This window comes from Ruegeria sp. N10 (genome assembly GCF_056531545.1).
The window spans coordinates 32698-49382 of the sequence record NZ_JBQFLY010000010.1; the positions used below are offsets into that span (position 1 = coordinate 32698).

Annotated in this window: 19 protein-coding genes and 1 tRNA gene; 9 read left to right on the plus strand and 11 right to left on the minus strand. The window is 56.3% G+C overall.

Features of this window, described 5'->3' with window-relative positions; genetic code table 11:
* Positions 1-11 precede the first annotated feature (11 nt).
* Genes ACR0JI_RS13895 through ACR0JI_RS13905 form a run of 3 tightly spaced genes read left to right on the plus strand, consistent with a single transcriptional unit; the run spans position 12 to position 2814 of the window.
* Positions 12-704, plus strand: a complete 693-nt coding sequence (locus tag ACR0JI_RS13895; RefSeq protein ID WP_209505965.1) for a response regulator transcription factor — start codon at positions 12-14, stop codon at positions 702-704.
* A complete protein-coding gene (locus tag ACR0JI_RS13900; RefSeq protein WP_480473975.1) occupies positions 689-2221 on the plus strand; it encodes a sensor histidine kinase in 1533 nt (510 codons plus the stop codon). The genes ACR0JI_RS13895 and ACR0JI_RS13900 overlap by 16 nt, the downstream gene beginning before the upstream one ends.
* 41 nt (positions 2222-2262) lie before the next feature.
* Positions 2263-2814 carry a VOC family protein gene (locus ACR0JI_RS13905; protein WP_209505961.1) on the plus strand — a complete coding sequence of 184 codons (552 nt, stop codon included), beginning with the start codon at positions 2263-2265 and terminating at the stop codon, positions 2812-2814.
* Between the two features lie 112 nt (positions 2815-2926).
* Here the strand turns inward: ACR0JI_RS13905 and ACR0JI_RS13910 are convergent, their stop codons facing one another.
* Positions 2927-3277 carry a hypothetical protein gene (locus ACR0JI_RS13910; protein ID WP_480473974.1) on the minus strand — a complete coding sequence of 117 codons (351 nt, stop codon included), beginning with the start codon at positions 3275-3277 and terminating at the stop codon, positions 2927-2929.
* A gap of 264 nt (positions 3278-3541) precedes the next feature.
* On the opposite strand from ACR0JI_RS13910, the gene ACR0JI_RS13915 reads away from it, so the two are divergent.
* On the plus strand, positions 3542-5278 hold the full coding sequence (locus ACR0JI_RS13915) for a caspase family protein (RefSeq protein ID WP_480494752.1): 1737 nt from the start codon (positions 3542-3544) through the stop codon (positions 5276-5278).
* A gap of 671 nt (positions 5279-5949) precedes the next feature.
* Here the strand turns inward: ACR0JI_RS13915 and ACR0JI_RS13920 are convergent.
* The 7 genes from ACR0JI_RS13920 to ACR0JI_RS13950 all read right to left on the minus strand — a co-directional run bounded on the left by ACR0JI_RS13920 (position 5950) and on the right by ACR0JI_RS13950 (position 9830).
* Positions 5950-6384 carry a c-type cytochrome gene (locus tag ACR0JI_RS13920; protein ID WP_480494750.1) on the minus strand — a complete coding sequence of 145 codons (435 nt, stop codon included), beginning with the start codon at positions 6382-6384 and terminating at the stop codon, positions 5950-5952.
* Positions 6385-6395: 11 nt separating this feature from the next.
* Positions 6396-7262 carry a copper resistance D family protein gene (locus ACR0JI_RS13925; RefSeq protein WP_480494748.1) on the minus strand — a complete coding sequence of 289 codons (867 nt, stop codon included), beginning with the start codon at positions 7260-7262 and terminating at the stop codon, positions 6396-6398.
* Positions 7263-7264: 2 nt separating this feature from the next.
* Positions 7265-7606: a copper resistance CopC family protein gene (locus tag ACR0JI_RS13930; protein ID WP_480494746.1), complete on the minus strand. Its 342-nt coding sequence runs from the start codon at positions 7604-7606 to the stop codon at positions 7265-7267.
* Positions 7607-7616: 10 nt separating this feature from the next.
* The gene (locus ACR0JI_RS13935; RefSeq protein ID WP_480473968.1) at positions 7617-8048 is read right to left on the minus strand and encodes a c-type cytochrome; all 432 of its coding nucleotides are present in this window, start codon (positions 8046-8048) and stop codon (positions 7617-7619) included.
* 96 nt (positions 8049-8144) lie between these two features.
* Complete coding sequence (locus ACR0JI_RS13940) at positions 8145-8486, minus strand: hypothetical protein (RefSeq protein ID WP_480473967.1); 342 nt, start codon at positions 8484-8486, stop codon at positions 8145-8147.
* A 797-nt stretch (positions 8487-9283) separates the two neighbouring features.
* Positions 9284-9359, minus strand: a tRNA-Ala gene (locus ACR0JI_RS13945).
* Between the two features lie 144 nt (positions 9360-9503).
* Positions 9504-9830 (minus strand): TIGR02300 family protein, encoded by a 327-nt coding sequence (locus ACR0JI_RS13950; protein WP_480473966.1) that lies wholly within the window; start codon positions 9828-9830, stop codon positions 9504-9506.
* A gap of 100 nt (positions 9831-9930) precedes the next feature.
* On the opposite strand from ACR0JI_RS13950, the gene ACR0JI_RS13955 reads away from it, so the two are divergent.
* From ACR0JI_RS13955 to ACR0JI_RS13965, 3 genes are all read left to right on the plus strand, one after another.
* A complete protein-coding gene (locus ACR0JI_RS13955) occupies positions 9931-10626 on the plus strand; it encodes a M48 family metallopeptidase (protein WP_480473965.1) in 696 nt (231 codons plus the stop codon).
* Between the two features lie 30 nt (positions 10627-10656).
* Positions 10657-11304, plus strand: a complete 648-nt coding sequence (locus ACR0JI_RS13960; RefSeq protein ID WP_480473964.1) for a GntR family transcriptional regulator — start codon at positions 10657-10659, stop codon at positions 11302-11304.
* A 113-nt stretch (positions 11305-11417) separates the two neighbouring features.
* Positions 11418-12548: a lytic murein transglycosylase gene (locus ACR0JI_RS13965; RefSeq protein WP_480494744.1), complete on the plus strand. Its 1131-nt coding sequence runs from the start codon at positions 11418-11420 to the stop codon at positions 12546-12548.
* 3 nt (positions 12549-12551) lie between these two features.
* Here ACR0JI_RS13965 and ACR0JI_RS13970 read toward each other — a convergent pair whose 3' ends face one another.
* Positions 12552-13514, minus strand: coding sequence for an acetyl-CoA carboxylase carboxyltransferase subunit alpha (locus tag ACR0JI_RS13970; RefSeq protein WP_480473962.1), 963 nt, complete (start codon positions 13512-13514; stop codon positions 12552-12554).
* A 185-nt stretch (positions 13515-13699) separates the two neighbouring features.
* Positions 13700-14296: a LysE family translocator gene (locus ACR0JI_RS13975; RefSeq protein WP_480494742.1), complete on the minus strand. Its 597-nt coding sequence runs from the start codon at positions 14294-14296 to the stop codon at positions 13700-13702.
* 73 nt (positions 14297-14369) lie between these two features.
* Between ACR0JI_RS13975 and ACR0JI_RS13980 the strand changes: the two genes are divergently transcribed.
* Positions 14370-14822: an Lrp/AsnC family transcriptional regulator gene (locus ACR0JI_RS13980; protein WP_480473960.1), complete on the plus strand. Its 453-nt coding sequence runs from the start codon at positions 14370-14372 to the stop codon at positions 14820-14822.
* Positions 14823-14941: 119 nt separating this feature from the next.
* Entirely contained in the window at positions 14942-15520 is a 579-nt protein-coding gene (locus ACR0JI_RS13985) for a PA14 domain-containing protein (protein ID WP_480473959.1), read from the plus strand.
* A gap of 54 nt (positions 15521-15574) precedes the next feature.
* Here the strand turns inward: ACR0JI_RS13985 and ACR0JI_RS13990 are convergent, their stop codons facing one another.
* Positions 15575-16537, minus strand: coding sequence for an L-malyl-CoA/beta-methylmalyl-CoA lyase (locus ACR0JI_RS13990; protein ID WP_480494740.1), 963 nt, complete (start codon positions 16535-16537; stop codon positions 15575-15577).
* Positions 16538-16685 lie beyond the last annotated feature (148 nt).

Below are 16685 nucleotides of genomic sequence, written 5' to 3' on the forward strand. Positions count from 1 at the left end.
GACCCCATTTGATGCCTGCACGCATTCTTGTTGTCGACGATGATCCGGATATCCTTGAGGTGACAAGGTTCGCGATTGAAAAGGCAGGATATGCGCCACTTCTGGCCAGTGACGGCCTGACCGCGCTTGACACAAACCGCCAGGAAAGCCCCGACCTGATCGTGTTGGATATCGGGTTGCCCGAAAAGGATGGTCTGGAAGTATGCAGGGAAATCCGCAAATCCTCGGACGTGCCGATCCTGTTCCTGACCGCCCGCGATGACGAGGTCGACCGTATCGTCGGGCTGGAGCTGGGCGCCGATGATTATCTGACGAAACCCTTTTCCCCACGCGAATTGGTGGCCCGGATCAAGGCCATCCTGAAACGCAGCGCGCCGACACCTGCCCAGCCCGACCCGGTGTTGTCGCAAGGCAGCCTGCACCTGGATGCAGAGCGGCACCTGTGCAGGTTCGCTTCAACCCCTGTGACGCTGACCGGATCGGAATTTCGGCTGCTGGCAACTCTGATGGCCCGTCCCGACCGCGTTCTGTCCAGGGCGCAGCTGATCGATGCGCTTTACGGCTATAACATCCACGTCTCGGACCGCACCATTGACAGCCATATACGCAATGTCCGTGCCAAACTTGCCCAGGCCGGCTGTGCCGAGGGGATCGTGACCATTCACGGTGTCGGCCTCAGGATGGGTGCATGCACGCCCGGCTGAACCGCAAATGGCGCCCCAGATTGTGGACCATCGTTCTGCTGGTGCTGGGCATTGTCCTGTGCTTGCCCTTTGCCGGGCTGGTCCTATTCCGCTTTTATGATAGTCAACTGGTGCAACAGACCGAAGAAAGCCTGCTGACACAGGCTGCGGTTATGTCAGCGGCGTATGCCGAGCTTTATGCAGATGCAGCCGGGATCAAGCCGCCCCGCCCGAGTGCAATCTCAACCGAGCACGCGGTGTTCCCATCACTGTCGGTCAATCGCGAAACGGTTCTGCCACCGCGCCCGGACGCGCGGCCCGCAACCGTCCGACCCGGTTCGGTTTATCAGGCCATCGCCGCCCCGCTAAGCCGCATCGCCAACGCCGCCCAAGCGCAAACCCTTGCGGGTTACCGGATGCTGGATGTCGATGGGAACGTGTTTGCCGGAACCGCGGAAATCGGGCAGAAGCTGGGCCATGTTGACGAGGTTCGCGAGGCCCTTTCAGGGAAAACCGTCTCGGTCGCGCGCACCCGCGTGCGCGAGGACGCAACGCCTGCGCTTTATACCCTCAGCCGCGGTGCCCGCGTGCGCGTTTTCGTGGCGATGCCAGTGTACGTGGATCAGACCTTGATCGGGGCGGTTTACCTGAGCCGCACCCCGAACCATATTTTCCGCTTTCTGTACGGCGAACGTTTCAACCTTGCCAAGGCCGCGGCATTTGTCGCTTTGTCTGCGGCGCTTATCGGGTACGTGTTCTGGCGGTTCATCACTCGGCCGATCCACCTGTTGATCCAGCGCAGCCAGATGGCGGGCCACGGTGGTCAGGCATGGGAACCACCAGACCAGCTTGGCACGCGGGAAATCGCGGATTTGAGCCATAGTTTTCAATCGCTGACGGAACGCTTGCAGGACAAGCAGGACGGATTGAAAACGTACACCGCCCATGTCACCCACGAGCTGAAGTCACCCCTCACCGCCCTGAAAGGCGCGGCAGAGCTGCTGCGCGACGACGATTTGCCATCTGCGCAGAAACACCGCCTGCTGGACACTGTAGAAAAGGGCGGAAAGCGGATGGAGGATCTGCTGGCCAACATGCGCGCCTTCAGCCTGGCCGATCAGAGTGCCATCAACGGTACATGCTGTCTGAACGACATCACTGATCAGGTCGTCCAGACGTTCCCGGCGCTTGCCATCAAGGCTGAAAACGATAACTTGCCCTTGCCCGTCGCGGCACCCACCCTGCACATCATACTGACACATATGCTCGAGAACGCTCAGCAACACGGCGCGCAGAATGCCGTGCTGACAGCCTATCAGAACGACGGTGTCATCAGTCTAAAAATTGCGGATAATGGCGCCGGTATCAGTGAAGGGAACAAGGACAAGATTTTGCAGCCCTTCTTTACGACAAAAAGAGAGGCCGGTGGCACAGGTATGGGCCTGAATATTGTCAAAGCGACCATGGAAGCAATTGGTGGGCAACTCAGTGTTGTACCAAGCAATCAAGGCGCTTGTTTTCTTCTCACCTTCAACTAGCCGGGCGAGGTGAGAACTCATCAAACGGGAGGAAACTCAACATGCGCAAATTGCAGGCACAGGGCATTCACCACATCACCCTGACTGGTGCAGACCGGCAAACGTCAATAGACTTCTGGGAGGGTCTTCTCGGGTTTTCGCTTATCTTCGATCAACCAAACCTGGACGATCATTCACAGGGTCACTTGTACTTTGCCGCTGGTAACGGCCAGACGATCACGGTGTTCACCAATGAAGATCGAAAACCGTCCGGCAGTTTGCTCAGGGATCAGGTTGGCGCGGTTCATCATCTGGCCTTCGCGGTGTCACGCTCGGTTCTCATGCAGGTCGAGGAACGGCTTGACGAGAGGGGTATCAAGCACACGCCAATCAAAGACCGGGGCTTCATGAACTCGATCTATTTCCACGATCCGTTGGGTTTGAGGATCGAGCTTGCGAGTTACCGCTTTGAGCCGCCTGAAGGTGCAACTCATGGTGACGTTCTGGCCGAAGCGCACAGGCTGCGCGTTGAACGTGGTGATCTTGCGATTGCCGACGTCCACCTTGCCGATGCGATCGAGAATATCGTCTCGGAGCGTACTCCACGGATGTAACCTTTTTGTCGTTTACCCTGAGCGGTGGGCATCGTGATCCCCAACAATCGAAACTGGCAAAGTCGTTTGATCGATCCAACGTCCCTTCTGGGGTATTCTTCATGCAAAAAACCTAATCGGGAAGCGTGGCCGCTGTGAGCGACCGCAGAAATTCGGCAATGTTAGACACCTCTTGTCGGCTCACCGTGCGATTTGTGAACATGTCAATATTCAGCCCTGGAACCGTGTCTTCAACGCTCGCGGCCACAATGCGAATGTCGGCCAAAGGATCATCGCAAAGGGTGCGTCCCAACTGAGAAACGGCCATAACTTTGATCGCCTCTTCCAGACCTCTTACCGAGCCATTGTGGAAATAGCGCGCGGTCAGCGCGACATTGCGCAGAGAGGGCACGCGAAACCTGCTGGGACGCTCCTTGAGAAGCAGATCGTATTTATCCAGATAGGGATTGCCGTCCCAAAACACCGGGAATGTTCGGTAAGTCCCAAGTGGCTTTTCAGTGCCCGCTGCGGAGAACCAGAAATCCTCCGTTGCTCAAACCCCTAAATCTGTCCGGTGGGTGCTGACGTCACAAAAGGCCCAAGTGAAGCAGTTGGTTTGACAACAACGTCGCCCATAAACTCCATTTATGCTATATTAGGTCCGGTTTCAGTGGACGATTTTGCCATGTTAACGCGCCAATTACGCCAAGGCTTCTTTGGATCGTGGGTATGTCTGAGCTTCGTTTTGATGTTCGGATTGAATGCCGCATTGGCGGAAACACCTCATGCAAAACGTGTGGCTTTGGTAATTGGAAATGCACGATATGAGCATGTGTCAAATATCCCAAACTCAGCCAATGACGCCCAGGATATCTCTGCCGCCCTCAAGAGGATTGGCTTTCATGTCACCTCCAAACAAAACCTCGACTACCGAGAATTGCGCCTGACCTTAAGAGACTTCTCTGAGGATGTGGTCGATGCCGATATGGTGTTAGTCTATTTTGCAGGTCACGGGATCGAAATCGACAATACAAATTACCTGATACCGACCAATGCCGAACTCAGAAGTGACAAGGACGTAGAATTCGAGGCAATCCGCCTGGAGACGGTGCTCAACGCCGTTTCGACTGCGAAAGGTTTGAAGCTGGTCATAGTGGATGCCTGTCGGAACAACCCGTTTGTGAGCGATATGGTTCGAACCACTGCAACCCGATCAATCGGTCAAGGGTTGGGCCGCATCGACCCCAGTGGGGTTCTTGTCGGGTATTCAGCGCGAGGCGGGACGTTGGCGCTGGATGGTGACGGTCGCAACAGCCCGTATGCAGAGGCCTTTTTGGAACATATCGAGGTACCCGGGCTGGAGCTTGGGAAAATGTTCCGGAAGGTGCGGGATACGGTTTACGAACTGACAGATGGGTATCAGGAGCCATTCACCTATGGGTCTTTGCCCGGTCATGACATTTTCCTTGTCCCAGCAGCACTCAAAGAGCCAATCAATAGTAACGATGCCACTATAGATGCTGCCAAAGCCGTTCGCCCTGTCGATGAGCGCGAGCGGTCGGCACAACGTCTTCTGGGCGAGGCCATGCAACTGGAAGACGAAAGTGCAAAGCAGGGCGCTTTGAAACTGATCGCGCAGCTTTATCCAGACACCCGCGCGGGGCAATATTCTCAACAGGTTACGGATGTGGTCGGACGCACAAAACGGAAGATTGCCACACTCGTCACCCCGAAAACGACGATTTCACCCTCTGGAACCGAAAACCGCCTTGACGCGCCTGCACCGTTGCCACGCTCGAATTCGGACATCGAGGCCAGTCTGAATCTGAACCGAAACGATTACCGGAGCATTCAACGCGGCCTGAACGCGCTTGGGTTTTCAGTTGGATCAGTGGATGGGATCTTCGGGCCTCGGTCCCGTGAAGCTCTGAAAGAGTTTCAGAGGCAAAATGGCGCAGAAAGAACCGGATACCTCACAGCACAGAGCTACGCCGTTCTGAAAAATGTTGCAAAACCAGAACCATCCGCGCAAAGCGACCAACAAGCAGACCCTCAGATACTGGTGGCCGTACCCAAGTCGCCCCCAAACGAGAACGCCCAAAACGCCTTCTATGGTGACTATGTCATCGAATTCAAAAGACGACCGGACCCACGTTACAATGGCGGCGAACTTGCCAACGAAAAGCCTAAAACAATGCTGCGAGTGGTGTACCGCAAATCGGCCGCCGGGTTTCAACTTATTAGTGCTCAAGACAATACTGGAACCGGTGCGTCGCGTCCGCAAAGGTTTCGCGCATCGCTGTCTGACAACGGAAAACTGCGGATCTCAGGAAACGTGGGATACCTGTTTGGAAAAACCCGAGTTGTACCATTCTCGGTCACTCAGAGTTTTTCGAAGGAATTTACCAGTGGCAAAACCGTGCATTCCAATCAGGGTCGGTTTGATGCTGCATTTTTCTTTGATATGACAATTACACGGCGCTGAGTGAAGTCGGAATGGGTGTAGTGCGGCCCAGCAGACAGGCTCGCTTGCCCAAGCGCATCCGCGTTCGCCACGTGGCGGATCAGCAAGAACAGGCGCTTTCGGCAACTGATCTGCGTATCTGCGCTGATTGTCACAAAAAGAAGTCAGGGTCATTCCAACGGGTTTGGATGCCAATGTAGGAAGTGAAGTGCTCATGCACCTTTGTGCGGAGTTCGCCGTGGTTCGTGCCCGATGTTTCTATGTGCTTTCCTATTGTGTCACCGCACACTGCAAGACGCCGTGCCAGAGTACCAGTCTCATTAGGGCATCTAGTACGCAATGAAACACGAAGGTTCTACGCGGGGTGTTTAGTCTGGTGCGGTGTTTTGGTGCCGCGTCGGGTCGGGGCCAACGAAAGTAGTAGATGCCGTGTCGGGACAGTGAGAGATACGCATGCAGCTTCATTTTGCGTCACACTTGTGTGTCACGCCGCTCTATTGCTTGCTAACTGGTTGTATTGTTAGGTTTTGGCGGAGCCTGGGGGAAACGCTGCCGAACGCCTAATGCCCTGATAGTAAACACTATTGTAGTGTGCTGGTTTACAGAGTGTCTCACCTTAGTGTCACACTTAGAAGCACTCAATCTGCTACGTTGAACTGTGTATACCCAAACCGATACCAGATTACTGTCCTTTACTGATGAGGAAGGTTGCGACTAGCCTGCATTTGCTGAACATCGTCAGGCCAAGTGGAGCGTATGTAAGCCAGCACGTCCCATATGTCGTCGTTAGTCAGGGTGCCCTCAAAGCCCGGCATGCCGCTGTTGAAGTCTTTAATACCGCGTGCTGCCAATGCGTCTGCCCCACCTAGTATGGTATACTCGAACAGTAGCTGGTTGTCATGGTGCCATGTGTGCCCTGTCACGTCATGTGGTGGGGCGGGTAACACTCCGTCATCGCCGGGTGTTTGCCAGTCGGGTTGGCCTTCCAGATTAACTCCATGGCACGAGGCACAGTACTCTGCGTAGAGTTTTTGCCCATTCGCGAGGTCCCGGTCTAACAACTCATGATCTGCAGCGACGCTAGTACCAATACTGCATATAGCGAGTGCATACAGGTGTTTGTTCATCTCTACCTACCTTAACTCGGAAGCGTTAGTACGCTGGTGAGTGTCGCCGTTGTCGCCAGAACCGCAAATACGACTATTGCCTCAACCTCGATAGATCGGGCGAGGCGTTGCGCTGCTTTAGCCTCTCCGCTTTGTAAGGCCGGAACAAATCGGAGCTTGTTGGCAGCGGCGAGGATCAACAACAGCGCCACAAGGAACACTTTGAGCAACAGAGCCTGACCGTAGCTAGTGAACAAGAGCCCTTGGAGATTGCCAACAAACAACCAAGCCATCCAGAGACCCGCCGCGACCAGCGTTGGCACAATCAGTGCAGCAGCTTGTCCGAACCTGTGCCCTAGTTCAGCAGCATCTGTCAGGTGCTCAGGCATGAGAGCCATACCCCGCAGCGGGCTAAAGATACCCACCCAAAAGGCTACACATAGAAGATGCAACAGGAGCAAGAGTTGGACACCAAAACTCTCCAGTTCCGGCACATGTCCGATCTGTGCAAAGGACCACATGGCCAATGCGCCACCCAACAGCGCGATCCATAGGCCAAAGCGAGGAACAGACAGTCCCACAAGGATCAACACTGCGCCTGCAAGGCGATAAACAAGTACGTCGCCTACGGATGTTTGCCAAAGCAAGCCAAGCATCTCTGGATCGACCATGCCGTCAACTCCGCCTGTTAAGGCGGCTCCTCGGAGCATGAAGCCAAATACCGTTGCTGCGAGGGAAAGCCACGCCAAGACCATGGCTTGGCGCTTCATCGCAAGGCTTATCGGCGCGACTAGTTCGGAATAGAGGCACTTCACGACGACAAGCCCGGTGGACCCAGCAATGCCGATGTAGAGCACCAGCTTTGCGAGGATTGCGACAACTCCCCAAATGTCTGGCATGCTCATTCCACGGAAAAGGAAAATTCGCCCTGCATCGCATGGCCGTCTTTACCTAAACCACGCCACTCGATGACATAGGTGCCGGTTCCATTGCCCGGCAATGGGATCGTGAACACCTGACGGAAACTTGTTTGGTCCCCCAAATCCAAGCGTATCGCCGCTTGCTCTTCATGGGCCATCTCAATCCGTGTCAACCGGATGTCCTTGGTGAAGCTGAGGCCAATTTCGGCGGGCACAGAGGTTACAGTAGCCCCGTTGGCAGGTGTCGTTTCTTCGGCCTTGGAATGCGCCAGTACCCCGCTGGGAATAGCAGCCATGATTGCGAGCGTTATGATCTTCTTCATGGTTCTGTCCTCAATTTATTCCATTAGCACGCTGGATTTCACGAATGTACGCGATCACCATGGCAACGTCGCCTCGCGTCAATCCTTCGACCGGCGGCATGTCACCAAACTGCCAATGATGGCTTCTTACACCTTGTGAAACCGCCCTCTGAAAGGCTTCGTCAGCGTGGTGGCTGGGCTCGTATATCTTGTGGATCAGAGGCGGTCCTGCGCCTTCTACTCCGACCGCGTTGACGCCGTGGCAAGTAGCGCAGGAGACATCAAAGACACGCTGACCGATTACAGCATTGCCCTCAATTGACGGCATCTGAATTGCGACCATAGCATCGCCTTCAAGTGCCTCCTGCGGCGTAGTCTCTTCGATTGAACCGGGCCGAAGGGTTATGAAAGCGGCGACGGCAGCGACGGTGCATACACCGACTAGTAAGTAACTTTTTTTCATGGATTGGTCCTGACATTTTGGAAGCTTATAGTGCTGCGGTTCATTGCGAACAGCGGCACGTGCAGGTCGCAGATGTTCGCAAGGATTTACGCTGCTTCAAAGGTCAGGGGGCTTGTATGGGTTATCCGGTTCAATCGGCTTGGCTTGAGTTCCAATCTGAAACTCTGGATCAATTTCACGTTGATCCTGCGCGGCTTCTCCGTTCTGGGCGAGCAAAACAATGGCTTGGCAGATAGAGGGATTACACTCGCCGGTTCCTGAACTGTCCGGGTCATGGTGGCTGTTTGGGGACGACTTATCGATGCTATTTTTAGCCACGGAAGCGTGTTCTGTTGATTGCATGTGGCTTTCACAGTGAAGGCCGATGCAGCCATCTGATAGCGCATGAACAACGGTGCCAAAACCGGTCAGGGTGACCAGAACGCTGACTAGTAGCACAATTGAGTATCGTCGGATGACCATGGTTCAGGACGCTACTGCAGCAGACCAAGCATGACAACGCCATCACGTTTATAATTATGGATTGTGACCAACTTAATTTCGAGCTTTTTGGGCCCGCCTCCTCGTAGCTAGCAACATGAGAAGGTCCTTCGTACTAAACCCCTAACTGCAGTGATGTGGACGACGTCGCAGTTGAGTGTTGACTTGTGTCAAAGCGTAGGTTGCCAAATTGTTGGTAAGGTGCTTCGCAAATGGGTCAGAGCAACAGCATAAAAGCAACCCGGAGAACGGTGGCGTTTTTGGCTATACTTATAGCTATGGCCGCATGCACGGACAGGCATCACCACGGTGACTGGCACGGCCATGGTGCAGAGGGATGCTATGGACCTCACCATGACGCTATCGGCGAAGCTCGTTGTGGGGCGTTTGAGTAAGCTACTTTGCAAGGACGCACTCGCAAACAACCAGTCTAGCCAGTTTATGTTTGTTGATCACGAGGCCGCTGTTGATAGTGAACAGCCTCATTTGACTAGTCCAGTTTGATTGTTAGTGCATCGTCGGCCTCTGATCCATTGGAATGATGGTTTCCGGGGCTGGTGGGCGATAGCCCAATGCACTGTCCGATGTGTGGTGCTTGGTCCAGTGTGGGGTTTTGGTCTTGTGTCGGGCAGGGGCCAACGGAAGTAATATATGCCGTGTCTAGACAGTGAGAGGTACGCATGCAGCTTCATTTTGTGTCACACCTGTGTGTCACACCGCTCTAATGCTTGCTATCTAGTTGTTCTGTTAGGTTTTGGTGGAGCCTAGGGGAGTCGAACCCCTGACCTCTTGCATGCCATGCAAGCGCTCTCCCAACTGAGCTAAGGCCCCATCATTGTACCATCGGTATGGTGGACGGACGTTTAGGAGACAGCGGCTGCGAGTGCAAGTCCAAAATTGGAATTGGACGCGAATTTCCGTCCGGGCTGTCCCTCTCAAGTAAAAGGCGATCCAAGGGGATCGCCTTTTACTTGATCAGTTGTCGTCGTCTGACGTCATGTCGGTGATGTCGTCCAGTGAAACGTCATCACTGTCGTCATCATCGTCGTCCAGCAGATCGTCATCCAAATCCACGTCGACGCTGTCATCATCGTCCAGAACCAGATCGTCATCCGCCGTGTTTTCACGTGCTTTGACCGAAGCCGCGTCTTCCGCATCCGCCGCGATCATGCGGCTTTTGACTGTTTCAAGCTCCACAATCTCGCCAGTGTAGGGGCTGATGATGGGGTCTTTGTTCAGGTCGTAAAACCGCTTACCAGTTGTCGGGCAAACACGCTTTACGCCCCATTCTTCCTTGGGCATGTCAAATCCCCTTGATATCAGGTGAGTCGTCTAAATGATTCAGCTCACCTGCCACAGGCAGAGGGCACTGTCAAAGTCTTTGCGCAAGAGAGGTCGCGATATGGGAGAGCACGCATTGCCAGGGACACCGCCGGTGCCACTGAGATTGCGCAAATCGGCTCGGGCGCGGCGTATCAGCCTGCGAATCTCCCAGCTGGATGGGCGCGTCACGTTGACTTACCCGAAGGGCGTGCCGGAATCCGAGGCCTTGAGCTTTGCGCGCACCAAGGAAGAGTGGATCCGGCAGCATCTTCAGGGTCGGCCCGATATGGCCACCGTGCAGTTTGGGCAAGTGATCCCGATCGAGGGGAAAGCACGCCGAATCGTCCCTGCCACCGGGCGGCGGGTTATGCTGAATGCAGATGAGGTTGCCGTGCCGACAGGGGCCGAGGCCCGCAGACTGGGCCGGTTCCTGAAGGAACTGGCGCGAGACCGGTTGACCGGCGCCTGTGATGATTATGCAGCTATGCTGGGGCGTTCGTACACGACACTCAGCCTGCGTGACACGCGGTCGCGTTGGGGGTCGTGCAGCTCGCATGGCGGGTTGATGTTTTCGTGGCGTCTTATTCTGGCACCTCCTGACGTGTTGCACTATGTCGCGGCGCATGAGGTGGCACATCTTGCCGAGATGAACCACTCGCCTGCCTTCTGGGCGCAGGTTGAAAAGATCTTTGGTCCGTATCAGCCGCCCCGCCGTTGGTTGCGCGACAACGGGGCCGAGTTGCATCGCTACAGATTTGACACAGAGCCGAGTTGACGTGGCGCCTTTTTGTGATCACATGAGCATATGTTGACCGCGCGCCCTTCCGAAACCCAGACCGCAACACATGACCGGGTGTACCGGGCGCTGCGATCCCGGATCATGCATGGTGAGATGGCACCGGGGCAGGCCCTGACGCTGCGGGGCATCGGCAAGGAATTTGGTGTTTCAATGACTCCGGCGCGAGAGGCGGTCCGCCGCCTGGCCGCAGAAGGGGCATTGTTCCTGTCCACATCGGGCCGGGTTTCGACCCCGGAGCTGACGAATGACCGGATTGAGGAACTGGCTGCCTTGCGCGCCTTGCTTGAGGTCGAACTGGCAAGCCGGGCCTTGCCCAGGGCACACATGGCCCTGATCGATAGGTTGCAGAGCATCAACATGACAGTTGCCGAGATGGTGACCAAACGGGATGCGGTTGGCTATATCCGTTCAAACCTGGAATTTCACAGAACCCTGTATCTGCGCGCTCAGGCCCCTGCGATGCTGGCCATTGCTGAAACCGTCTGGCTGCAACTTGGCCCAACGATGCGGGCGCTTTACGGACGTCTCAGGCGCGCAGAGCCGCCACATTACCACAAGCTGATCATTGCCGCGCTCAAGGCCGGGGACGAGCCGGGATTGCGGCTGGCTGTGCGCTCGGATGTGACGCAGGGGCTGCGTTTGCTGGTCAGCTGAGCGGCTTCCTGCCGACATCGTCAAAGCGCCCGTCCTAGGTGTCACTGTTCTGGCCTGTGCAACCCGGCTGGGTTACTCTTGCGGCAAATCACAAACAAGAGCAGACCCAAACCATGATCACTCGCCGGACTTTTTCCATTTGCCTCGGATCAACGCTTTTGGCCGCCTGTACAGGCGGTGCCGCTCCGTCCGATACGCCTACAACCCGGATGCGGGCTGTTCCTAATGCCGGGTGGGATGCCTGGGTTGCCGGTTTCAAGGGCAGGGCAGCGTCGCAGGGGATCTCCCGGACAACCGTTGACCGCGCCTTTCAGGGGGCCGGGTATTTGCCCGACGTAATTGAACGCGACCGAAATCAGGTCGAATTCAAGCGCAGCCTCGAAGACTACCTAGCCATCGCGGCGTCGGACGAACGGATCAGCACTGGCCAGCAGATGCTGCGGCAACATAACGGCACCCTGTCGCGGATCGAGGCGCAATATGGCGTGGATAAGGAAATCGTCGTGGCCGTCTGGGGGCTGGAGAGCCGCTACGGCACGCGTCGCGGCGATGTACCAGTTGTATCGGCTCTGTCGACGCTTGCTTATGATGGCCGGCGTGGGCAGTTCTTTGAAAGTCAGTTGATCGCGGCGATGAAGATCCTTCAGAACGGCGATACCACGCCTGCCAACATGACCGGCAGTTGGGCCGGGGCGATGGGGCACACGCAGTTCATTCCGACCTCGTATCTAGCCTATGCCGTGGATTTCACCGGCGACGGGCGGCGCGACATCTGGTCGGATGATCCGACGGATTCGCTGGCTTCCACCGCTGCTTACCTGTCGCGCGCAGGTTGGGTGCGGGGTCAACCCTGGGGCGGAGAGGCGGGGCGTGTTTCCGGTACTCCGGTGGCCGTGTTGCAGCCGCAAATACCGGGCCCCCGCATCGCCGTGTTCCGCAATTTCCAGGTAATCAAACGCTATAACAACTCGGACAGCTACGCGATCGGCGTCGGTCATCTGGCGGACAGGATCGCGGGCGGGGCGCCGTTTCAGGCCTCGTTCGGGCCGGATGCAAGTGGGCTTACGCTGGACGACCGCAAGGAATTGCAGCGCCGCCTGACATCTGCGGGGTATGACACGCAAGGCGCAGATGGCGTGATCGGAAACAACACCACCACAGCCATCAGCGCTTATCAAAGCGCCAACGGTCTGCCCGTGACAGGTGAGCCTTCGGTTGCTTTGCTGCGCAGGTTGGGTGGCTGACGGTTACGCCGCCAGCCCCTTCGACCCGATATCAAGGAATTTCTGACGGCGGTCCTTTATCAGGGCCGCCCCATCCTTGCCGTCCAGTTCAGTCAACATGGCGGTGATGGCCGCGCGCACCGACTCAACCGTTGCCGGTCGATCGCGATGTGCGCCACCCTTGGGTTCCGGGATGATCCGGTCACATACGCCCAGCTTGTGCAAATCCTGAGCGGTCAAACGCAGCGCCTCGGCCGCTTCACGCATCTTTTCGGCATCTTTCCACAGGATCGATGCGCAGCCTTCCGGCGAGATCACCGAATAGACCGAATGCTCCAACATCGCCACGCGGTTTGCGGTCGCAAACGCCACAGCGCCGCCCGAGCCGCCTTCGCCGATGATGACCGAAACCAGCGGCACGCCGATTTTCAGACACATTTCGGTCGACCGGGCAATCGCTTCGGATTGGCCGCGTTCCTCTGCTCCTTTGCCCGGATAGGCGCCAGCAGTGTCGATCAAGGTAATGACAGGCAGTCCAAAACGCCCGGCCATCTCCATCAGACGAACTGCCTTGCGATAGCCTTCGGGGCGGGCCATCCCGAAATTGCGTTCGATCCGCGACTTGGTATCGCTGCCCTTTTCGTGGCCGATCACCATCACCGGCTGATCGTTAAAGCGCGCAAGACCACCGATAACGGCGAGATCGTCGGCAAAGTTCCGGTCACCGGCCAGCGGGGTGAACTCGGTGAACAATGCGTCCACGTAATCCTTGCAATGCGGGCGCTCCGGGTGACGCGCCACCTGGCACTTCCGCCAGGGTGTCAGGTCGCGATAGAGTTCATCCAGCAGCTTGGAGGCTTTGGCATCCAGCGCGGCGGCTTCTTCTGCCACATCCATTTCTTCGTTGGCACGGGCCAGCGCGCGCAGCTCTTCAGCTTTGCCTTCAATTTCGGCCAGCGGTTTTTCGAAATCCAGATACTGGGTCATGACGCCTCATCTGCGTGAAATTTCCTAGCTATATGCCGCTGGCTGGCCTCAGATGCAACTAGATGACACTGAAGCGGCATCGTTCATGTCAAAAGCCGTTGATCAGATTAAGAGATTCTTTCTCTTGCCAGCACATTCCCGACATGCCCAGCAGAACAATCGCTGAAATCGACTTATGGGGAAACTCATTCCGGCCAAAGCACGGGGTAGAGCGAAACCACAAGCAGCACAGCCATTGTCCAGTTGAAGACAACCAATCGGCGCGGGTTTGTCAGCATCCGCGCCATCTGCTGTCCCAGAACGGTCCATGTGCTGACGGACGGTAAGTTGACGGCTCCGAAGACAAACGCAACGATGGCAATCGCATACATCGTCCGATCCGGTGTATAGGCCGTGGTGGCGGTCAGGGCCATGGCCCAGGCTTTTGGGTTTACCCATTGAAACGCTGCGGCTTGCAGGAATGTCATCGGCACTCCGGTCACCTCGGCGCTGCTTGCCGGCGCGGCATGTGCAATCTTCCAGGCCAGATAGAGCAGATAAATCACCGACAGGATTTTCAGCACTGAATAGCTGACGGGATACCGATCAAAGACCTGCACCAGACCAGATCCGACGAGCAGCACCATGAAGGTAAAGCCAAGCCCAATGCCCAGCATATGCGGAATCGAACGTCGAAAGCCGAAATTTGCCCCCGAAGCCATCAGCATCAGGTTGTTCGGCCCCGGTGTAATCGAGGTTACGAAGGCAAAGGCGATCAGGGCCATCAGGATGTCATAAGTCATGGCGCGAAGTATTGTCCGCTCTGCGGCAAATGAAATTGCTTTTTTGTGCGTGTTTCCTGTAGTTGTGCAATCAATGATGAAGAATGACAGAATAAACCGCCAGATATTGCAGGAGCTGACCCGTGACGGACGGATCAGCAATCTGGATCTGGCTGAGCGTGTGGGCCTTTCCCCTTCGGCCTGCCTGCGCCGTGTGCAAGAACTTGAGCGGGCCGGGGTGATCACGGGGTATCGCGCGGTTCTGGACCCGGCGGCGATGGGTATCGGCTTTGTCGCTTATATTGGTGTAGGGCTGGGCGAGCATACGAAGGCCGCGCAGGAGGGGTTTGAACGAGCGCTCCAACTAGCCCCGGAAGTTGTCGAATGCCACAACATCACGGGAACAATCGAATACCTGCTGCGGGTCGAATGTGCAGACCTGCCGTCTTACAAGACCTTCCATACCGAGGTGTTGGGGACCCTGCCGCATGTCACCTCGATCACATCCTATGTGGTCATGGATTCACCCAAGAATTTGCGAGCGTGACGTCTTGAATTGTGAAGGCACACTCTCTTGCAGGGCGAAAACTCACAGCCTAAAGTCATGGAAATGACGTTGCCTTGGGATATGCCCAGCCAGAACGGCACGCAAACAGGGAGATTACGATGAAACGCGTTCGAACAGTGGCGGCCGCAGTTGCCTTGTCAGTGGTTGCCGGGGCCGCCTTGTCTGCCCCGCTGAAACTGCAACCTGCCAACCCGCAGCCTTCTCCGAAGGCGGGGCTGAATGTGAAGTACATTGGCACAGGCAATCAACACAAGAAGATCCGCGATCTGAGTCAGGCAAAAAGCATGCTGTCCAAAGCGCAGCCTGGGCAACCGCTGCAGGGACTGGATTACAGGGACACCAGTCAGGGTGACAATGTCATGACATTCGACGGCGCTTACAATGTTGCTGCCGAGATTACGGGATATATGCGGTTCGACTCGCCTGGGGTTTACGAGTTGGAAACCTGGTCGAATGACGGGATAGAAGCATTCGTCGGAGGCCAAAATATAGGCTATGTCACGGGTATTCAGGGTTGTGAGGCCAACCAGCGGACCGAAGTCGAAGTGCCCAAGGCAGGGTGGTACCCGCTCAAGATCATCTATTTCCAAAAGCTTGGAACATCCTGCCTGATGATGAAGTCGGGTAAAAAGGGCGAAAGGTTCACCTGGACGCCGAATGCTGTTTTTGGGCGGTGATACCAGAACAAAGTTGGAAAAAGGCGCCGGGTCGGGCGCCTTTTTTATTGTGCATCAGCCGTTGGCCGCGATCAACTCGGCCTGTGCCACGATCACCTCGGCCTGCTTGATCGAAGCGATGTCGACCAGACGTCCTTTGTAAACCGTCGCACCTTCGCCATTGGCTTTGGCTTGCTCCATCGCGGCGAGGATTTCGCGGGCCTCTGACACGGCTTCTTCCGAGGGGGTGAACACCTGATTGGCCAGCGCGATCTGCTTGGGATGGATGGCCCATTTGCCCACCATGCCCAGCGTGGCCGAACGTTTGGCCTGCGCAATGTACCCCTCGTCATCGCTGAAGTCACCGAAGGGCCCGTCGACTGGCAGCACGCCATGGGTGCGGCATGCGGCAACGATGGCGGCCTGTGCCCAGTGCCATGGATCGGACCAGTGTTTCGCACCCTCGTGCAGCATGTAATAGTTTTCCTGCGTGCCGCCGATGCCGGTGGTTTGCATCCCCATCGAGGCAGCAAAATCCGCAGCTCCCAGGCTCATAGCCTGCAAACGGGGCGAGGAGGCCGCGATTTCTTCGGCATGGGCGATGCCAGCTGCGGATTCGATGATAACCTCGAAGCTGATCGGTTTGGCACGACCTTTGGCGCGTTCAATGGCAGTGACCAGTGCGTCTACCGCATAGACATCCGCCGCGCAGCCGACTTTGGGGATCATGATCTGATCCAGACGGTCGCCCGCCTGTTCCAGTACATCGACAACGTCGCGATACCAGTACGGGGTGTCCAATCCGTTGATGCGAACGGACATGTATTTGTTGCCCCAGTCCACGGTGTTCAGTGCTTCGATGACATTGGCGCGGGCCGTATCCTTGTCCGAAGGCGCAACCGAGTCTTCAAGATCGAGGTTGATCACATCTGCGGCGGATGCTGCCATCTTCGGGAACAGTTTGGTGTTCGACCCCGGGCCAAACAGCTGACAGCGATTGGGACGCGCCGGTGCGGCAGGTTGGATGCGAAAGCTCATCTGGACCTCGTCTGAGTAATGAAATTACGATTTTCCTGCTCAATGAGGTATTAAATTGCGCGGTGCGGCGCAAGAGCGATTGTGCACATGCGGCAATGCGGTTGCAGAAAGCAGCTTCAAAACTGCCCAAGTGGGGTGATTAAAGTTT